This window comes from Spirosoma montaniterrae (genome assembly GCF_001988955.1).
In the GTDB taxonomy this organism is placed as follows: domain Bacteria; phylum Bacteroidota; class Bacteroidia; order Cytophagales; family Spirosomataceae; genus Spirosoma; species Spirosoma montaniterrae.
The window spans coordinates 67,773-84,915 of record NZ_CP014263.1 but is presented as its reverse complement, the minus strand read 5'-3'; the positions used below and the strand labels follow the sequence as shown (position 1 = coordinate 84,915).

General features: G+C 53.4%; 13 protein-coding genes. 7 read left to right on the top strand and 6 right to left on the bottom strand.

The window, feature by feature from the left end:
• The first annotated feature begins 29 nt into the window (after positions 1 to 29).
• From AWR27_RS25625 to AWR27_RS00315, 7 genes are all read left to right on the top strand, one after another.
• Positions 30 to 257, top strand: a complete 228-nt coding sequence (locus AWR27_RS25625) for a hypothetical protein (RefSeq protein ID WP_232325933.1) — start codon at positions 30 to 32, stop codon at positions 255 to 257.
• On the top strand, positions 254 to 1,504 hold the full coding sequence (locus AWR27_RS00340; RefSeq protein ID WP_232325932.1) for a glycosyltransferase family 39 protein: 1,251 nt from the start codon (positions 254 to 256) through the stop codon (positions 1,502 to 1,504). The genes AWR27_RS25625 and AWR27_RS00340 overlap by 4 nt, the downstream gene beginning before the upstream one ends.
• Positions 1,505 to 1,532: 28 nt before the next feature.
• Positions 1,533 to 2,216 (top strand): glycosyltransferase family 2 protein, encoded by a 684-nt coding sequence (locus tag AWR27_RS00335; protein WP_077129358.1) that lies wholly within the window; start codon positions 1,533 to 1,535, stop codon positions 2,214 to 2,216.
• Between the two features lie 342 nt (positions 2,217 to 2,558).
• A complete protein-coding gene (locus AWR27_RS00330; RefSeq protein ID WP_077129357.1) occupies positions 2,559 to 3,428 on the top strand; it encodes a hypothetical protein in 870 nt (289 codons plus the stop codon).
• An 80-nt stretch (positions 3,429 to 3,508) separates the two neighbouring features.
• Positions 3,509 to 6,838 carry a SusC/RagA family TonB-linked outer membrane protein gene (locus AWR27_RS00325; protein ID WP_077129356.1) on the top strand — a complete coding sequence of 1,110 codons (3,330 nt, stop codon included), beginning with the start codon at positions 3,509 to 3,511 and terminating at the stop codon, positions 6,836 to 6,838.
• A gap of 113 nt (positions 6,839 to 6,951) precedes the next feature.
• Complete coding sequence (locus tag AWR27_RS00320) at positions 6,952 to 8,484, top strand: RagB/SusD family nutrient uptake outer membrane protein (protein WP_077129355.1); 1,533 nt, start codon at positions 6,952 to 6,954, stop codon at positions 8,482 to 8,484.
• 5 nt (positions 8,485 to 8,489) lie between these two features.
• A complete protein-coding gene (locus tag AWR27_RS00315) occupies positions 8,490 to 9,752 on the top strand; it encodes a YdcF family protein (protein ID WP_077129354.1) in 1,263 nt (420 codons plus the stop codon).
• A gap of 13 nt (positions 9,753 to 9,765) precedes the next feature.
• Here the strand turns inward: AWR27_RS00315 and AWR27_RS00310 are convergent, their stop codons facing one another.
• From AWR27_RS00310 to AWR27_RS00285, 6 genes are all read right to left on the bottom strand, one after another.
• A complete protein-coding gene (locus tag AWR27_RS00310) occupies positions 9,766 to 10,401 on the bottom strand; it encodes a Uma2 family endonuclease (protein ID WP_083732704.1) in 636 nt (211 codons plus the stop codon).
• A gap of 29 nt (positions 10,402 to 10,430) precedes the next feature.
• Positions 10,431 to 11,960 (bottom strand): MBOAT family O-acyltransferase, encoded by a 1,530-nt coding sequence (locus AWR27_RS00305; RefSeq protein WP_077129353.1) that lies wholly within the window; start codon positions 11,958 to 11,960, stop codon positions 10,431 to 10,433.
• Between the two features lie 77 nt (positions 11,961 to 12,037).
• Positions 12,038 to 13,006 (bottom strand): glycosyltransferase, encoded by a 969-nt coding sequence (locus AWR27_RS00300; RefSeq protein WP_077133709.1) that lies wholly within the window; start codon positions 13,004 to 13,006, stop codon positions 12,038 to 12,040.
• Positions 13,007 to 13,091: 85 nt separating this feature from the next.
• Complete coding sequence (locus AWR27_RS00295; RefSeq protein WP_077129352.1) at positions 13,092 to 14,759, bottom strand: hypothetical protein; 1,668 nt, start codon at positions 14,757 to 14,759, stop codon at positions 13,092 to 13,094.
• A gap of 22 nt (positions 14,760 to 14,781) precedes the next feature.
• Positions 14,782 to 16,209 (bottom strand): DUF6056 family protein, encoded by a 1,428-nt coding sequence (locus AWR27_RS00290; protein WP_077129351.1) that lies wholly within the window; start codon positions 16,207 to 16,209, stop codon positions 14,782 to 14,784.
• Between the two features lie 5 nt (positions 16,210 to 16,214).
• Positions 16,215 to 17,138 carry a DMT family transporter gene (locus tag AWR27_RS00285; protein WP_077129350.1) on the bottom strand — a complete coding sequence of 308 codons (924 nt, stop codon included), beginning with the start codon at positions 17,136 to 17,138 and terminating at the stop codon, positions 16,215 to 16,217.
• Between the last annotated feature and the right edge of the window lie 5 nt (positions 17,139 to 17,143).

Sequence of the window (17,143 nt, the reverse complement as noted above, 5' to 3'; positions counted from 1 at the left end):
TGCCGATTGAATCCGTTTACTAACTCATTATGCCGTCTGCATTTTTCCGGCTGTTGCTTTTTTTAGGTCTTTTTGGCGCGATTTTCTTCTTGTTCTCCTATAATTCGGGCTACGGCTATGATGCCTATGAATACCTGATTATTGCCCGCACGCTCGATCAGGGTTACCAACTGTACGATTTCATTCCCTCAAAATCGTATCTGCTGTACTCATCGACCAACCTACTGTTGGGTATCCTGGGGGGTATAATCACGTGAGCGTATCGCTGCTGATTACGTTGCTGGCCATTGGCACGGTGCTGTCGGCGCGTCGGGCGGCACGACCTTTTGGCGAACAGGCGGCCCTTTTCGCGATGGTGATTACGGCTATTTCCTGCTTTTTTATGGAAATGAACTTTCTGGAGCCGGAAAGCTGGATCGGTATTTTGGGTCTCAACGCCTATGCATCCGTTACACAAAACGAGTCGCGACCCGGTTGGGGGTGGTTCTGGGCAGGTGTGCTGCTGGGACTGGCTATGTCGTTCAAGAGCGTGGCGGCTTTTTACGTCATGGGCTTTGGCGTATTCGGTATCCTGCTCTGGCTGACCGGACGGCAAACAATTGGGCAGACCGTTGGGCGCGGAGCGTTGATAGGCATTGGTTTCGCACTGCCGCTGGCATTGGCCGCGCTCTATTTTCATCTGACGGGTCGATTAAGCACCCATTTGGAGTGGACCTACATCTATCCACTTCAGGGCTACCCGGCACACACACTGTTTCTGACCAAGTTTTTTATCAAATTAGGCTGGTTTCTGCTTCTGTTGCTGGCAACTCTTGTGGTGGCTCTCCAACAGCCTTATCGCGAACAATATGCCCGAACGCCCGCGTTATGGCTGGCGATGCTACTGGGCCTGTTTTCGTGTGTTGCGCTGATGAAAACGCAGGCAAGCCACTACTTTTTTCCGGCGGCTGTGTTTTTCGCGCTGCATATGGCGTTCATTATCAATCAATGGCTGGTGCAACAGGGGCCAAAACCACAGCAATTGCAGCGTCGGTTGGTACTGGGCGGTGGCGGTGCGGGCATTTTAGTAGTGGCGAGTTTACTGTTATACCGTCCTAATGCCCTGAAGCGGTTTGTGACACTGGCCGATTATTCGGGCGAAGAGCAAACGGCGGCTTTTATTCAGCAACAGGTAAAGCCCAATCAGTACGCGCTATTCTTCGACAATGCGATGAGTTTGTATTACCTCTCAGACCGCGAGCCGAATGTGCCGTTTATTTTCACCGAAATGCAAACCACGCACTACCTCTCAAAACACCCCGATACCTACCGCAAGGCATTAGCCGATACCAGCCTGAAATTGGTGGTGTTTGGCAATCGGGCGTCTGTCATTGACGATAGCACAGCCCTCAATAAACCCAGCAATGTGCGGGCTATTGGGCAGCTTCGGGCCGGGCTTCAACAGCATTTCATGCCCGTCCAAAACCCGAACTTCCCACTGAAATATTGGGTTCGTAAACAATAAGCATCTTTTCTTTTTTGTCTCAAACATCATGCTGCTGTCTGTTCTGATTCCTGCTTATAATGAAATTAAGTCCATCGATGCCATACTCGCGAAAATACAGGCAGTAGCCTTAGACAAAGAAATTATTATCGTTGACGACGGCTCGACCGATGGCACCCGCGAACGGCTGGCTACCTATGCATCAGTGCCGAACATTCGGGTTATTCATCACGAAAAAAATCAGGGGAAGGGCGCGGCCATTCGCACGGCCATTCAGCACATGCGTGGCGACATTGCCATTGTGCAGGATGCCGACCTCGAATACGAACCGCAGGATTACCCCGCGCTGGTGGCTCCCATTGCCGACGGGTCGCACAAGGTTATTTACGGGTCACGGTTTATCAAAGCCGAAAACCGGCACTCGTACTTCACGTTCTACCTCGGCGGTCAGCTCGTGACGTGGATAACGAATCTGCTTTACAATCAGCGTCTGACCGACGAACCAACCTGTTACAAAGTCTTCGAAGCCAACTTCTTACGATCAATTCCGCTCGAATGTATGCGGTTTGAGTTTTGCCCCGAAGTAACGGCCAAAGTTGCCAAACGGGGTATCCGGATTCAGGAGTTGCCCATCAACTATTACCCACGCTCGATTGAAGAAGGCAAAAAAATCTCGTGGCTCGATGGCATCGAAGCCATTTGGGTATTATTGAAATATCGGTTTGTAGATTAATACCGATTTGACGTTCCATTGGCGTATGGCTGGCGCACGTAGAGACGCAACCGGTTGGTGGCTGACGCGGGTGAGACGCAAAGGGTTGCGTCTCTACCCGCGTCAGCCATTCGCTACACCTTACTCAATGTTGTATAAGTCACCCACGTACCGAATAACTTAGAGAAGCCTACAACTACATTGTTAATTTTATCGACTTTACCAGTTAAAATCATAATGCTACAGAAACAGTAGGGTAAAGTTCACGTCACGTATCCGGCTCACCTTTGTGGTAGCAATGATCGGTTTATTGACTGGCATTGTCAGTAAAGACTTTTCTCGACGGAATTGAGCCATACGTGCATGAAAGAACCGCTACTGCTTGCTTTGGGGCTAGGTAGCCTGCTTGCCTTTTACCAGTCAGACGTTGCCCTGACGCTGACCAACTCCACCACTATTGACTCACTCGGTGCCTGTCAGGGCGTCAGCTACATACAGGGGAAAGCCTATCTCTACGGCGACCGCGAAGTAGGTATGATCCGTACCTACACCCCTACTGCTAACGCGCTGACCTACACAGGTCGGGAAATCCGCCTGACCGAAAACGGCAAGGACGTTATCAACCACCCAACGGGCATTGCCTGGAATGGGGCAGACCCAACGTTTATTGGTAACAGTATTCGCTTAAATCCCGAAGGCACCAAATGGCGGGCCGTCATCTACAACGTCAACTGGGATGAATTGCTCCGCACTGGTACGCTCGATGGTAATTTGCTCAACACCATCGAAGACGACGCCTGCATTCAGGGTACGCGGCCCGAATACGTGTACTACCAAAACAAGTGGTATGTAGCCACTGCCGATTACGGCAACCGCGCCAACGAAGTGCGACTCTATGACCCCTCCCGCTTAGCTACCGCCAAAAAAACCAGCGAACCGGGCATTCTGGTCAAAAAATTTACCTGTTCGCCCTGGGTGCAAAACCTGCACTGGATACCCTCGAAAGGCATTTTGGTTCTGATTCAGAATCAGATAGAAGGCCGACGCTGGCGGTTTACGTTTGTCGATCTCGCCAAATCTATCGAAGCCGGACACGAACAGGTTATTAAAACCATCGATCTCGACAACGCCGACGAACTGGAAGGGTTCGCCCTTCTCGACAACACCAGCGCAGGTTTGACCGTGACGTCTTCGCGCCGTGACAACGTACACTTCGTAAGCCTCAACTGGTAGCCTGACGGGGCTGGCATTGCCGCCAGATGTACTTCTCTATCAATGCATTACCCGAATACAAACTGACCTAATTTATTGACATGAATCGTTACGCAACAATCCATCTACGGCATTGGCTCGGTCTGCTCGGCCTGAGCATTGCGCTAAATACCGGCTTGCCCTTGTCCAGCGCGGCCATCCATCGTCTGCCCACTGCGGCCCGCCCATTTGTTACGCTGTCGGGCACGGTTACGGATGAGCAGGGGTCTGCATTGCCCGGTGTGAGCATCGTTGAAAAACAGACCAAAAAAGGAACCGTCACCGATGGCAACGGGCAGTTCAGCATCGACGTGGTGCCGGGTGCTACGCTCGTTTTTTCATTCATTGGCTTTACCTCGCAGGAAATTGTTGTGGGCCAGCAAACTACGCTGCGGGTACAATTGAAAGAGGAGGTCAATCAATTGGCCGAGGTGGTGGCTGTGGGCTACCAGACGCTTCGGAAGAGCGACGTAACGGGAGCTATCTCTAACGTAAAAGCCCGCGAACTGAACCTGGCCGCGCCAACGCTGGGGCAGGCATTGGTCGGTAAACTGGCCGGGGTGCAGGTAGCGCAGGTGAGCGGTGCGCCCTACGTCGGTACAAAAATCCGGGTGCGGGGTATCGGCTCCATCAACGCCAGTTCCGACCCGCTGTACGTCATCGACGGGTTTCCGGCAGGTAACGACGTATTTATCAACCCGAACGACATCGAAAGCATCGATATCCTGAAAGATGCGGCATCGGCAGCTATCTACGGTTCGCGGGCATCGGGCGGGGTTGTGCTGATTACGACCAAGCGCGGCAAAGATGGCAAAGGCAAACTGGATTATGAATACCAGTTCGGTATCAATCAGTTAGCCAGAAAAGTGAAGCTGTTGAACTCCGAACAGTTCGTTGATTTGCTTATCGACGCCCGCAACAACACCTACCGCGACCTGATGCAGAACGCGGGCAGGCCGTTTACGAACGCCAACTTCTCGGACCCCAACGCTACCCGCATCGCCAACGTAGGCAACGCAGGTGCGGTCAGCATTCCGACCGAGTTCTACGATTTTGCCAATCAGCGGGCTATTGCCCCGCAATACAACACCGACTGGCAGGACGAACTTTACCGCAACGCGCCCGTGAACCGCCACAACCTCCAGTTTTCGGGCGGTACAACCAACACACGGTATCTGCTCAGCGCGGGTTATCAGAATCAGCAAGGTATTATCGTAGCAACGAAGCAGGAACGGCTTAATCTCCGGGCCAACATCGACGCCGATTTAAGCCCGAAACTCAAAGTTGGTACGAGTTTTTTCATTACCTCAACCAATAACCGCGAAGTGCAGGAAGGCCGCTTCAATCAGGGACCTATTCTGGGTGCGTTGATTTACCCACCCATTTTTCGGGCCTATGACGACAACGGCAATCTGATTAAAAACGAGTCGGCCCGGCAGCAGCCAACGTTTGGGTATCAAACCGTTGAGAACCCGGTAGCCTTGGCGCAGGAAACTAACATCACCCGCCGGGGACTGCGCGGCACGTACAATGGCACAGTCAGTTATGAAATCATCAAGGGGCTGATTGCCAGAGCTAACGTAGGTTTACAAACGTTCAACGAAAAGTACGATTTTTACCTGCCTACCAGCCTGAGTAATGGCAACAACCCGCCGTTCTCGCCCCAGGCCATTGCAGCCGCCCGCGCCACGGCCCAAACGACCGACACCCGGAATCTGCTCGGCGAATTCACGGCTACTTATACGCGCCAGTTTGGTCTGCACAACCTGAGCCTGCTGGGGGGCTACACCGCCCAACGCATTACCAGCGACCAGATTAGCGTATCGGCGCAGGGTTTTCAGAACGACCGGGTGCCGGAAATAACGGCAAAAGGTGCTGACCCAACCAACTTCTTCCTGAACACGGGTAATACAGGAAAGTACGAAGAAACGCTGCTATCGTATCTGGCGCGGGCTACGTACAGCTTTGATGAACGGTACTTTCTAACGGCAGCTTTCCGTACCGATGGCTCGTCGCGGTTTGGGCCGCTCAACCGCTGGGGTAACTTCCCGTCGCTGTCGGCAGGCTGGACAGTCTCGAACGAACCGTTCTACCGCGACTGGCTCGGTGCGGCTTCGACCCTGAAACTGCGGGCAAGCTGGGGGCTGACGGGTAACTACAACATCCCGAACTACGGCTTCCTGCAAACGATGGCAAACCCCGGCGGGGTGGTGTTTGGCACCAACGCCATCAACACGGCTTACTGGGCCGGGCCAATTAAAGATCAGGCACTTGGCTGGGAAACCACTTCCCAGTATAACGTCGGCGTCGATGTTGGTTTGCTGAACAACCGCCTGTTATTCATTGCCAACGGCTACCTCAGCTACTCGTATGACCTGCTGTTCAACCAGCCGATTTCGGCCATATCGGGCGCAGCTTCGATTCTAACCAACCTCCGCGATTCGCGCATTCGTAACCGGGGGATTGAGTTTCAGGTCGATGGTCGCGTGATTTCAACGCAGGACGCAAAAGTAACGCTGAGTGGTAACATTGCCCTTAACCAGAATAGGGTGCTGAACATGGGCGGCTCGAACGCCATTTTCTCGGTCGGGGCTGAACGCCAATACATTACGCATACTACGCAGGAAGGCTTCCCGATTGGGTCATTTTACGGCTTCAAGGTGATTGGCATGGTGCGCGAAAAAGACATGGCGGCCCTTGCCGAAGACAACGCCAACTACAACTCGGCTACGCAGAGTTTCAACCCCGGCTACACACCCAAAGGCCCGGCCCGCTCTACCGCATCGAGCAACCCGCTGCGCCCCGGCGACCTGCTGTTTGAAGACGTCGATGGCAATGGCGTCGTGAACGATGCCGACAAACGCGTAATCGGTACGCCCTTCCCGAAATTCACCTACGGTTTCTCGGCAACCGCCAGTTATAAAGCCTTTGATTTTAATGCATCCTTCAACGGTGTATATGGCAATCAGGTGCTCGACGGTCAGGATTATTACGTCTTCAACATGGAAGCCTCAGGCAATCAGTACGCCATTGTGAACGACCGTTACCGCTCTGAAACCCAACCGGGTAACGGCGAGGTGTACCGGGCAGCGCGGGGTGGCACACAGTCGAACAGTACGCGCTTATCGACTTTCTACCTCCAAAACGGCTCGTATTTCCGGTGTACCAATCTGACGCTGGGCTACAACCTGCCGGTGTCACTACTGAGCAAAGTCAAGGTGAGCGGCCTGCGGCTATATGCCAACGTCAACAACGCTTTCACGATTACGAAATATAAGGGCTACAACCCCGAAGTAGATTACAACGCGGGACTTAACGTGACGCCGGGCGTCGATTACGGCATGTATCCGCTGGCTCGTGGCTACAACGTCGGAGCGCGTATTACTTTCTAACATGTACCCCACCCCAACCCCTCCCCGTTAGGGAGGGGCTTCCGGTAGAACCCTACGTGAGTAAGCCCCTCCCTAACGGGGAGGGGTTGGGGTGGGGTTAAACACAACAACTTATGAAACCTACATACATCAAAATTTCAGTACTCGCTACGATGCTGTCGATGGCGTCGTGCAGCGAAGATTTCTTAGTCAAGACCGACCCGAACGCCATTGCGGCTGCTGATTTTTACCAGACCGAAAACGACGTGCTGCTGGGTCTGAACGGTGCGTATCAGTCTCTTCGCAACAACAACGGCATTGCCGAAGGTAGCGGTTTATATGCCGAACAACGCTCCGATAATACGGGTACGAACGATAACCAGTCGAACGCGGGCGAGCCGTTTCAATTTAACGATTTTTCGATTCTGCCCAGTAATACGTATTTGCGGAGCCATTGGCTGGCCCTGTATCAGATTGTTACGCGAGCCAATCAGGTGCTGGCCGGTATGGAGGGCATACCCTTTGCCAATCCACAAACCAAAGCGCAGTATCAGGCCGAAGCCAAATTTATCCGGGCGTTGGCCTACTTTCATCTGGTGCGTAAATGGGGCGACGTGCCGCTCGTGACGCAGCCGCTCAACTCGGCTGATGCCGTGCGGGCCAGTACGTTTCGAGAGAAAAAAGAGAAAGTGTACGAGCAGATTGTAGCCGATCTGACCGAGGTTGCCAACAGTTCTCTCCCCGATGTTCAGCCCGCAGCGCAGAAGGGCCGTGTCTCGAAAGTAGCCGGTAACGCGCTGCTCGGCCAGGTTTATCTGACGATGGCAACCACGCTCGATGCCGCTAATCGGGCCACCAATCTGAATCAGGCCAAAACATTTCTGACCAATGCCTACAGCAAACGAACGTTCGGACTCTTGAAAGAGATTCCGTATGCCGACGTGTTCGACGTGACCAAGAAAAGCACCAACCCGGAAATCATTTTCCAGATTGTGTACCGGCAGGGCGACGTCAACTTTGCATCGGGTATTGCGGCCAGTAATCAGGCGCAGGGCGAAACCATCAACTCGCTACGGACCACCACAGGCGTGGGCGGCAACGTAAAACCTGATCTGGTGAAAGACTACGAAGAGGGCGACACGCGTAAAGATTTCTCTATCAAATTCGCCAACGCAGCCAACGTGCGCGACTATTTTATCACTAAATACCGCGACACCAGCCCGGCGGCAACTACCAACGGCTGGGGCGGCAACGACTGGATTCTGATGCGCTATGCCGACGTAATCCTGATGCTGGCCGAAGTAAACATGTACCTCGGCGATGAGGCCGCAGCTATCAGCTTGCTCGATCAGGTACGCGACCGGGCCAAACTGCCGCTGTATAACGTAGCCCGCACTAACTCGGCCTACAGCGCGAAATACCCGACACTCAAACTGGCGATTCTGCACGAACGGCGCGTAGAACTGGCGTTTGAAAACCACCGCTGGTTCGATCTGCTGCGGTTTTTTACGCCCGCTGAATTGGTCACTTATTTCCAGGCCAAACCACAGGCCGACTACGGCGCGGCCAAAGTGTCGAACTTCGGCCCAAAAGATTATTACTTTCCAATTCCGTTCGATGAAGTAAAGCTGAACCCGGAGAAAATGAACCAGAATCCGGGGTATTAAATCACATGAAAACCTTCCTCTTTTTTATTTCTCTCTTTACGGTTCAATTCCTGTACGCTCAATCGCCGACGGGTTATCAGCGGACGTACCGGCTGATGCAGTCGGGCGATTGGGTGACGGATAAAAACTTTTACCTGCTCACAGCCATCGGCCAAACACCGGCTGCACAGCAGCTTATCCGGCAAGATACCGCTTTGCAGGCCATTGGGCGCGAACGGGCTACGCTCCTCAAAGCTCACGCACAGGATACGTGCCGAACGCCCGCTTCGCTCGTTACGGGATTCCGATGGTCGCGGGCCGATTCGCTGCGGCTGCAAACAGCTCTCCAACGGCTCTATAGACAGAACAGCACCGCGTTCGATGCGCTCGTTACGAAGCATCTACGGCCATCGGGTTGTTATCAGCGGTTTGCCGACATGCCAAATTCCGAACTGCTGGCACGGGCCTGGGGGCAATATATGGTCGGTATAAATTACATTATCGACCAGTATGGCTTAGGCAAAAAAATGCGCTACCCCCGCATCGACTCTGCCAACTACCCGGTCAATGGTCGCTATTACCGAACGGTGCTGAAAGACCTGTTTGCGGTGCTGGCCGAACGCGCCGATTCGCTCACGCTATTTTACGAACCATCGCTGGCCGTTGCCCGGCAGTTGATGGATGTTAACGACCGCGACGAACCCGCCCGGCACGAACCGATGGAACAACGCGACAACCGACCGGCGTTTGAGGCCGTTGCTAAAACCGACTGGAAGAAATTTCGATACGCGGCTATTCTGATACCCGGCAGCGGCCCCGAACTGACGACTACGCCCCTCAGCCCACTCAACAAAATGCGCTTAGACATGGTAGCCTCGCGCTACCGCAACGGCTGGGCACCGTTTCTGATTGTGAGTGGCGGCTATTGTTATCCGTTTCGGGGGCCGTATGCCGAAGCCGTGGAGATGAAGCGGTATCTAAGGCAAAAGTGGAACATTCCCGAATCGGCCATTCTGATTGACCCACACGCCCGGCATACCACTACCAACCTGCGTAATGCCAACCGGCTGATGATTCGCTACGGTTTCCCAACCGACAAACGCTGTGTGTTTACGACCACGCAAAGCCAGACCGATTACGCCACCAACGCGGCTTTCGACGCCCGCAACCTCCGCGAGTTAGGCTACCTCCCCTACCGCGACAAACGGCGCATCTCGCCCCACGACATTGAGTTTTTCCTAACGTTCGAAAGTCTTCACATGGACCCACTCGACCCGCTCGATCCGTAGCAATCCTATACGCTTATAGTGTCAGTGTGAAGCCCGGCAGCACGGTCTCACCCGATAGTGATTTATCAAACCCCTCAATAATCTGGATTTCGCCGTTGGCGCGAAAAATGTGCGTTGTTTGGCTTTTGGGATCGATGAGCCAGGCCAAACGGCAACCGTTCTTGATCCAGACATCGGTCATCTTCTTTTTAGTGACACTCAGCGAATCGGAAGGCGACCGAACGTCGGCCCGGAGCAGCTCAATTACAAAATCGGGGCAAACGGGCGGAAATTTTTCCTGTTGTTGCTCTGTCAGCGCATCCCAACGCTCGCGGCTAACCCAAGCAACATCGGGCGAGCGTGTGCTGCCGTCGGGCAGGTCGAACGCCGTTGATGAATCGAATACTTCGCCTGCATTCGTCTGCTCGTTCCAGATACCGACGCGCAGATTGAGTTTTGAATTTCTGATTCCGGTTTTTCCTCCAGTATTGGGCATAACGAAAATGCGTCCGTCGGGGTCGCGTTCAAACTTGTAGGTGGGATTGTCCTGACAGAACGTATAAAATTCTTCCGAGGTCATAATTTGCCGGACGCGGAACGAAACCGGTGCGATATCGTCAACGTCCAGTGCCTGAACCGGCTTCGGCGGAGGAGTTAAGAGCGTTTCCATGACCATACTGTTTTATCAAAGATAACGTCTTAAAACTGGAAATAGATAAACTGATTCGACGAGAAGACGCCGAACAGATACGTCAGAAACGTAATCAGCACGAACAAAGCGTAGAACCGGGTCGTATTGCGGGTAGGAATAGTGAGGTAAAAATATTCCTTCACATACAGAAACACGATTAGCCCAATGCTGAACCACATCTCGGTAGCGTTGAGCGGGCTACTAATCGTTTCCGTGAACGACAGCGTAGCAATGCGTTGTAGGATCAAAAAGGCATCACCTACGCTTCTGGCCCGGAAAAACACCCACGTCAGCATAATCAATACAAACGTTATCAGCACATTAACCACTACCCACACGGGCGATTTAGGGCGGCTATCGCTGGCAGGCGAGGTAACTTGTCGAGGGGGTACCGCCGAAAAACCCAGCCGTACCAGCAGCTTATCACGTAGTACGGCCAATACCTGATAGGTGCCGTTCAGCCCGCCCCAAATTACGTATGTCCAGTTGGGGCCGTGCCATAAACCGCTGGCTAAGAACACGATGAGCATGTTGATGTACTGCCGGACTTCGCCTTTGCGGTTGCCACCGAGCGGGATGTACAGATAATCGCGGAACCAGGTCGAGAGCGAAATGTGCCAGCGTCGCCAGAATTCCGAAATAGACTGGGCAATGTAGGGCGTTCGGAAGTTTTCCATGAGCGTGAAGCCCATGACCCGCGCAGCCCCAATAGCCATGTCGGAGTAGCCTGAAAAATCGCAGTAGATCTGGAACGTGAAGAAGAATGTGGCTACCAGGAGCGTCAGGCCGTTGTGCTGACTGGGGTCGTTAAACCCGAAGTCGGCCATCATGGTCAGCCGGTCGGCAATCACTACCTTTTTGAACAGACCGAAAGCCATCTGCATCAGTCCGGCCTTTACGTTCTCGAAATCAAAGGGAAACGTTTTATGAAACTGCCACAGCACGTTCTGCGGGCGTTCGATAGGCCCGGCCACCAACTGCGGGTAGAACATGACGTAGAGCGCGTAAATGCCGAAATGCCGTTCGGCCTTCTGGTTGCCCCGATACACCTCGATGGTGTAACTCATGGCCTGAAACGTATGAAACGATAAGCCAACAGGCAAAATACTTTTGTTGTCTTTGAACGACGCCACGCCACTTTCACCGAACAAATGCAGGACTTTTACGAAAATCCGATTGCCCATATTCATGACCTGATCGGCCACCTGCGGCATCTGAATCTGGTCAAAAATCCACGATAGGTTTTCCGTGAAAAAGCCGAGGTACTTGAAAAAAGCGAGAATGCCGAGGTTTGAAATCAGCGAGATAATCAGCAGCCATCGGCGTGTCGAACCCGTTGTTCGTTCGATCCAGATACCGGCAATGTAATCGATAACGATGGTCAGAAACAGAATGAGAATGTATTCCGGTTTCAGCACCATGTAAAAGTAGCAACTGGCAACCAGCAGCAACAACCAACGCCCCCGCCACTTCAACCCGAAGTAGCTGAGCGTGACAACAATGAAGAACAGTAAAAACTGAAGCGAATTAAATAGCATAATTCAGTGAGCAGCCGTCAGTGAGCCATCTCCAGCCGCTCGTACATCTCTGGCTGCTGAAGACTGCCTGCTGTCTGCTAATAAATTTCTTCGACACGCTCAACGAAGTCGCTAAACTGCCGGGCCGGAATGAACTGCGGCTGGGTTCGGTACGACAGCACGACGAATACCAGCAGCAGCGAAATTAAAAACGCCTGTAAAATCACGATCAGAAACGACGACATCAAATAGCTGGTCCAGCCCGGAATCGACGTATTGGTAAAGAATTTCAGATACAGCAATACGGTAATGCCCATCGATGCCGCCGATGCCATCAATACGCAGAACAACACCAGTCGCACCGCCGTTGTGTCGATCAGTACCGACACCGCGCTCAGGCCATGCAGTACCAGCGAAACAAAATTCATTTTTGATTCACCCGCCAGCCGCCTGCCCCGTTCGAGCGGTATGGCCGTGTAAGGCAGTCGCGACCGAATAACGCCACCAGGGTAGTTGTTCCAGATTTCGGAGACGTGCGAAAGCCGCCGAAGCTGCCGGGCCGGAATCAGGCTGAAGTTGCCAAACGTAATGACTTTACCCGTCAGAATACGAAAAACGGTTTTATAAACCTCGTAAAACAGCCGGAAGGTCAGGCTTTCGTGGCGTTTGGCCCGGTGGGCAAACACTACTTTGCCGGGGTTAGCGGCTTCGGTACGAATTAGCTCCGCCATGTCTTCGGGCCGGTCTTCGCCGTCGGAGTCCATCACAATGGTTGGGTACTGGTCGGGCAGGGAGCCGAGGTAAGCCAGCCCCAGCGCAATGGCTTTCTGATGGCCTACGTTCCGGTAAAGCCGCAAAATCGACAATGATTGACCAACGCCCGACGGAAACGCGTCGTAGTTTGTTACCGAGCAGTCGTCTACAATCAGGAAAGCGAGTCGGTTCTGAACGGTTGGTTCAACTACCGCCCGGATGCGCTCCAGCAACAGCCCAACAGCCTGCCAATCGTTGAAGAGTGGAATCACGACATTGATACGGTCGGCGGGGGTAACAGTCTGGTCAGTCAAAGCTATTGGTAACGTATTCAACCCAGAATACACGTGAATAATACGTTTTTTCACCTATGTTGTCAGGCGGCAAAAGTACGCCTTTTTACGGTATATCGACGTACTGGCTGGTATACTGAATTAGGCTGCGGTCTGGATACGTGCGAAATACGCCGAGCCGATACCGCCCCGGCTGTACCATTGCCGTTGGAATAGCCGTTGTAAAACCGGGCGAAAACTGCCAAGGTCTCACGCCCAGTGGTCGGTGCCGGGTGGCAAACAGCAGGTAGGTGCGCTGATTGGCTTTCAGCACAACATACGCTCCTTCATTCAGGCCAACATGGTAGCCCGGCTGCGTGTTGTTCACCACTAAATAGTCGGGTTTGAGCAAAAGCTGCAACGGTATGTTAACGGGCGTGGAGTCGGCAGGGGTAAGCAGTTGCAACTCGCTCGGCGTGATGGCTGGCCGGGGCAGGCTATACCAGTTCCGGTCGTGCATCATCACTGTCAGGCTATCGATAAAGTGTGCCAGTTTTGAGTTGCGCGTACCGCCCAGCCCAATTCGGCTATGTTGTTGATTAAAGGCCAGCCCCTGCATGTGTTTGCGCCGTTCGACCGCTTCGGGCAGATAGGTTAGATAAGTCAACGCATTAATGCCCAGAAAGAAAACCCACACCAACGGCCAGAACCGCGCCCGCGCCGATTCAGTTAACTGACTGAATAGCAACACGCTGGCAATAGCCCACAAGGTCAGGCCGTAGATTCGGTAGGAGTTGTGCAGCGTCAGATCGAAATTGAACCGGAGCCGGAAGAAGCAGATGAGCAGTACGTTTGCCAGCAAAAACAGCAGACTTCCGGCCACAAAAGCCTCGAACCGCGACGCTGGACGCGTTGGCCGGAAGATTTTTTGAAAAAACCAGATTCCCAACCCAACCAATAAAACCAGACCGGCCACGAACGGTAGGTAGATACGCTTTTCAAACGGCAGCGTTGGAAACAGATCGAACACACAACCCGCGAAGATGAATACCCCCGCCAGCGTCTGAAACGGATGCTGCACCACATACTCGAACCCGGCTGCATTACCCTGCTGCACCGGATAACCTCTGAAATACAGATAGATACTTAGTCCACCCAGCACAAGCCACCCCGCCGATGCCCGCCACCGCCGTTGCAGCAACAACGCTCCTGCACCGGCAGGCCAGACAATTAACCCATTGCCCATGCTAAACGTGCTTAACACACCCAACGCCACAGCGATCCCAAAAAACAGCGGTTTATCATGTACCAGCGCGAAAATCGTCAGCATCACCAGCATGATAATGGCTAAGTACTGAAGCGAAAAAACGGCGGTAAACGTCAGGATGTAGTTTTGGGCCGTAAACAAGAGCAACGTCACTGGCAACAGCCCCAGCACAGCCCGGTTTGGCTGCGTTTCATGCCAACGCAGCGACCGGTAGAGCAGCCAGAAAATGACTACCAAACTGGCATTGCCCAACAGCATCAGGTTACTGAAGTGAAGCCCGCCCGTAAGGTAATACTGCGCCAACACAACCAGACGGGCATATAGCACACGATGCTCGTTGTTGGGCCGCAACAAGGCTTCAACCCGCGCGGCCAAATCGGGCGCGTGCAGAAACCGGGTCAGAAAATAAGGAATGTTTTCGTAGTCGTCGAACCACGGAATGTTGTAGCGCAACGCAAAGAAATACACAAAAAAACAGCTACAGGCAGCAGCACCAGCATTGGTGCTACAAAAGGCCGGGTAAGCCACTTGTATAGATAGCGCGCCATAATCAGGGAGTTGGCTGGCCGGGGATAGCTTTCAACGTAACAGTTTTCTTACCGTAATAATCGGCCCAACAGCGGTTCCAGAGGTGTTCGGGATTTGTTTTCACGTCTTCCATCACCATCGAAACGGGGTAGGCATCCAGCGGCACCACCGTAACGGCACTGGCCTGGGTTTCGGCCATCTGTTGGTATCGTTGTTTCATAGCGGCATCGTAGCGGGCGGCCCGGCCACTGAGCCAGTCGCCGTAAGCCAGCCTGACCACGGGGCCAAAGCCAACGGCCAGAATTGCCCACGCCAGAACGCCTGACACCAGCATAGGCCGGGCCAATAACCACCGCTCCAGTTGCCAGCGCGTTTTGAAGACTACGGCCAAAAGAGTCAGGTTATACCCCCAGCTTAGCCAGAAAACCAAATTGATAATATTGACCAACCGATGTGCAGGCGGCACCCCAACAGCATAGAAATGCAGCGAAATCAGCACTAACACTGTGGCCGCGCCGTGCAGCAACCCCCAGACCGGATGTAGTTTCAGGTAAGTTGGCAAAGGCCGCTTTTGCGCCAGTTTAACCGCAATGGGCCAGTACAGCACCGACAGCGGCAGTAAAGGCGTCAGAAATAATTGCCGGGCCAGATACCCAACCGAATAAGTCAGCGACGACAGCAGCGTGAGCGGAATATTGGCACTGTTGGGATTCATACCCATACGGATGGCATTGCCCGGTGCTTTAATCAGGAAATAGCAGCCAACGCCACCCACCACTAATAGCACCAAAATCGCTACCGACAACCGCCGGTGAATGACCAGACCGCCAAACGCTACTAACCCCAGCACCGACATGCCCATAACCATGCTGGTCTCGCTTGACCCGATAATACCCAGCAACAACCCACTTTCGAGCAGCAGATAGCCCGGCTGTACGCCAAAACCACGCCGTTGATGCGCCAGCAGCACCGCCAGCAAAAACAACAAAAACACCGCCGAGAGGCTGTAACAGGCCATACCCGCGTACCAGTACAAAAACTCGGCCAGGCTCGCCAGCGTGCCCACGAACCCAAGAAACAGGCCAGCCGCCACTGTCAGTTTTGAACGGGCATTAAATCCATATAGCCACTGACTGGCAAACGCGTAGCAGGCCAATAGCAGTAAAATCAGCAACACAACCGGATAAACCTTGTAGCCGGTTAGCCAGTGCAAAACCAGCGGGCTACCGTGTACGATGAAGTTATGAAAGAAACGCCCGCTCCAGCCGTCGTAATAAATCTGTTGCGACTCCCAGAAACCGTAACGCATCGACGTGTTGGCAAAGCAGTAATCATCGGTAGGCGACGGGTGATTGAAGAATGAAAGTGCAATCAGGGGTACTATAAGCAATAATACCGCAGTAATCAATGAAAACGAAATAAGGCGCGACCAGGGTGGAGATGTTTGCATTTAAACTAAGGCGTAGTGAGAGGTAACGACGACTCCGAACGGGTTTTCGGGCGATTCAGCATCGGGTATGCCAGCACGGCGATCAGAATAACGAGCGTGCCGACGTAAAAACCAGCAGTCATACGTTCGGCATCGCCAAAGATGAGCACAGCCAGCAGAATGCCATAAACCGGCTCCAGGTTGACGGTCAGAATAGCCATAAACGGCGAAAATTTGCGCAACAACCGAACGCCTACCCAGTAGGCATACACCGTGCAGACCAACGCCAGAATAATCAGCCATAAGACCTGTGCCGGTCGGGTCGGATAAAGTGTTTCGGGGAGCGGATTTTCGAGCAGCACATAAAGCGCGACCGCAGCGACTGAGCCTACAAATGCGCCAACCATCTCGTAAAATGAAATTACGAGCGCGTCGAGCCGTTGGGTAAAGCGGCTGTTAATAATGGTGAACAGAGCCGACAGCATGGCCGACAAAACCGCCAGCAACAAGCCCGCTACCTTGTCGAACTCGAACCGGAAAATCAGGTATAGGCCCGCCATCACCACCGCGCCCAGCAGCACCTCTACGGCCCGAACGCGCCGACGCAGCAACAGCGGCTCGAGCACACTGGCCCATAATGAACTGGTTGCCAGCCCGGCCAGACACACCGACACGTTGGCAACGCGGGCGGCTAAAAAAAACGTAATCCAGTGCAGCGCAATCAGCCCGCCCGTTGCCAGCAGCCGCCAGCGGTCGCCCGACTCGATCTGAACAGTTTTTTTCAATACCAACAACAGTAGCCCCATACCGCCAACCGCCAGCAGGGTTCGGTAAAGTACCAGAGCCGACGAATCGAGCGGCTCAAGCAATTTTCCCAGAATCGCCGTAAACCCCCAAATCAGCACTATAAAATGAAGCTGGAGATAGTCTGTAAGGGAAGGCTTTGTCATCACTT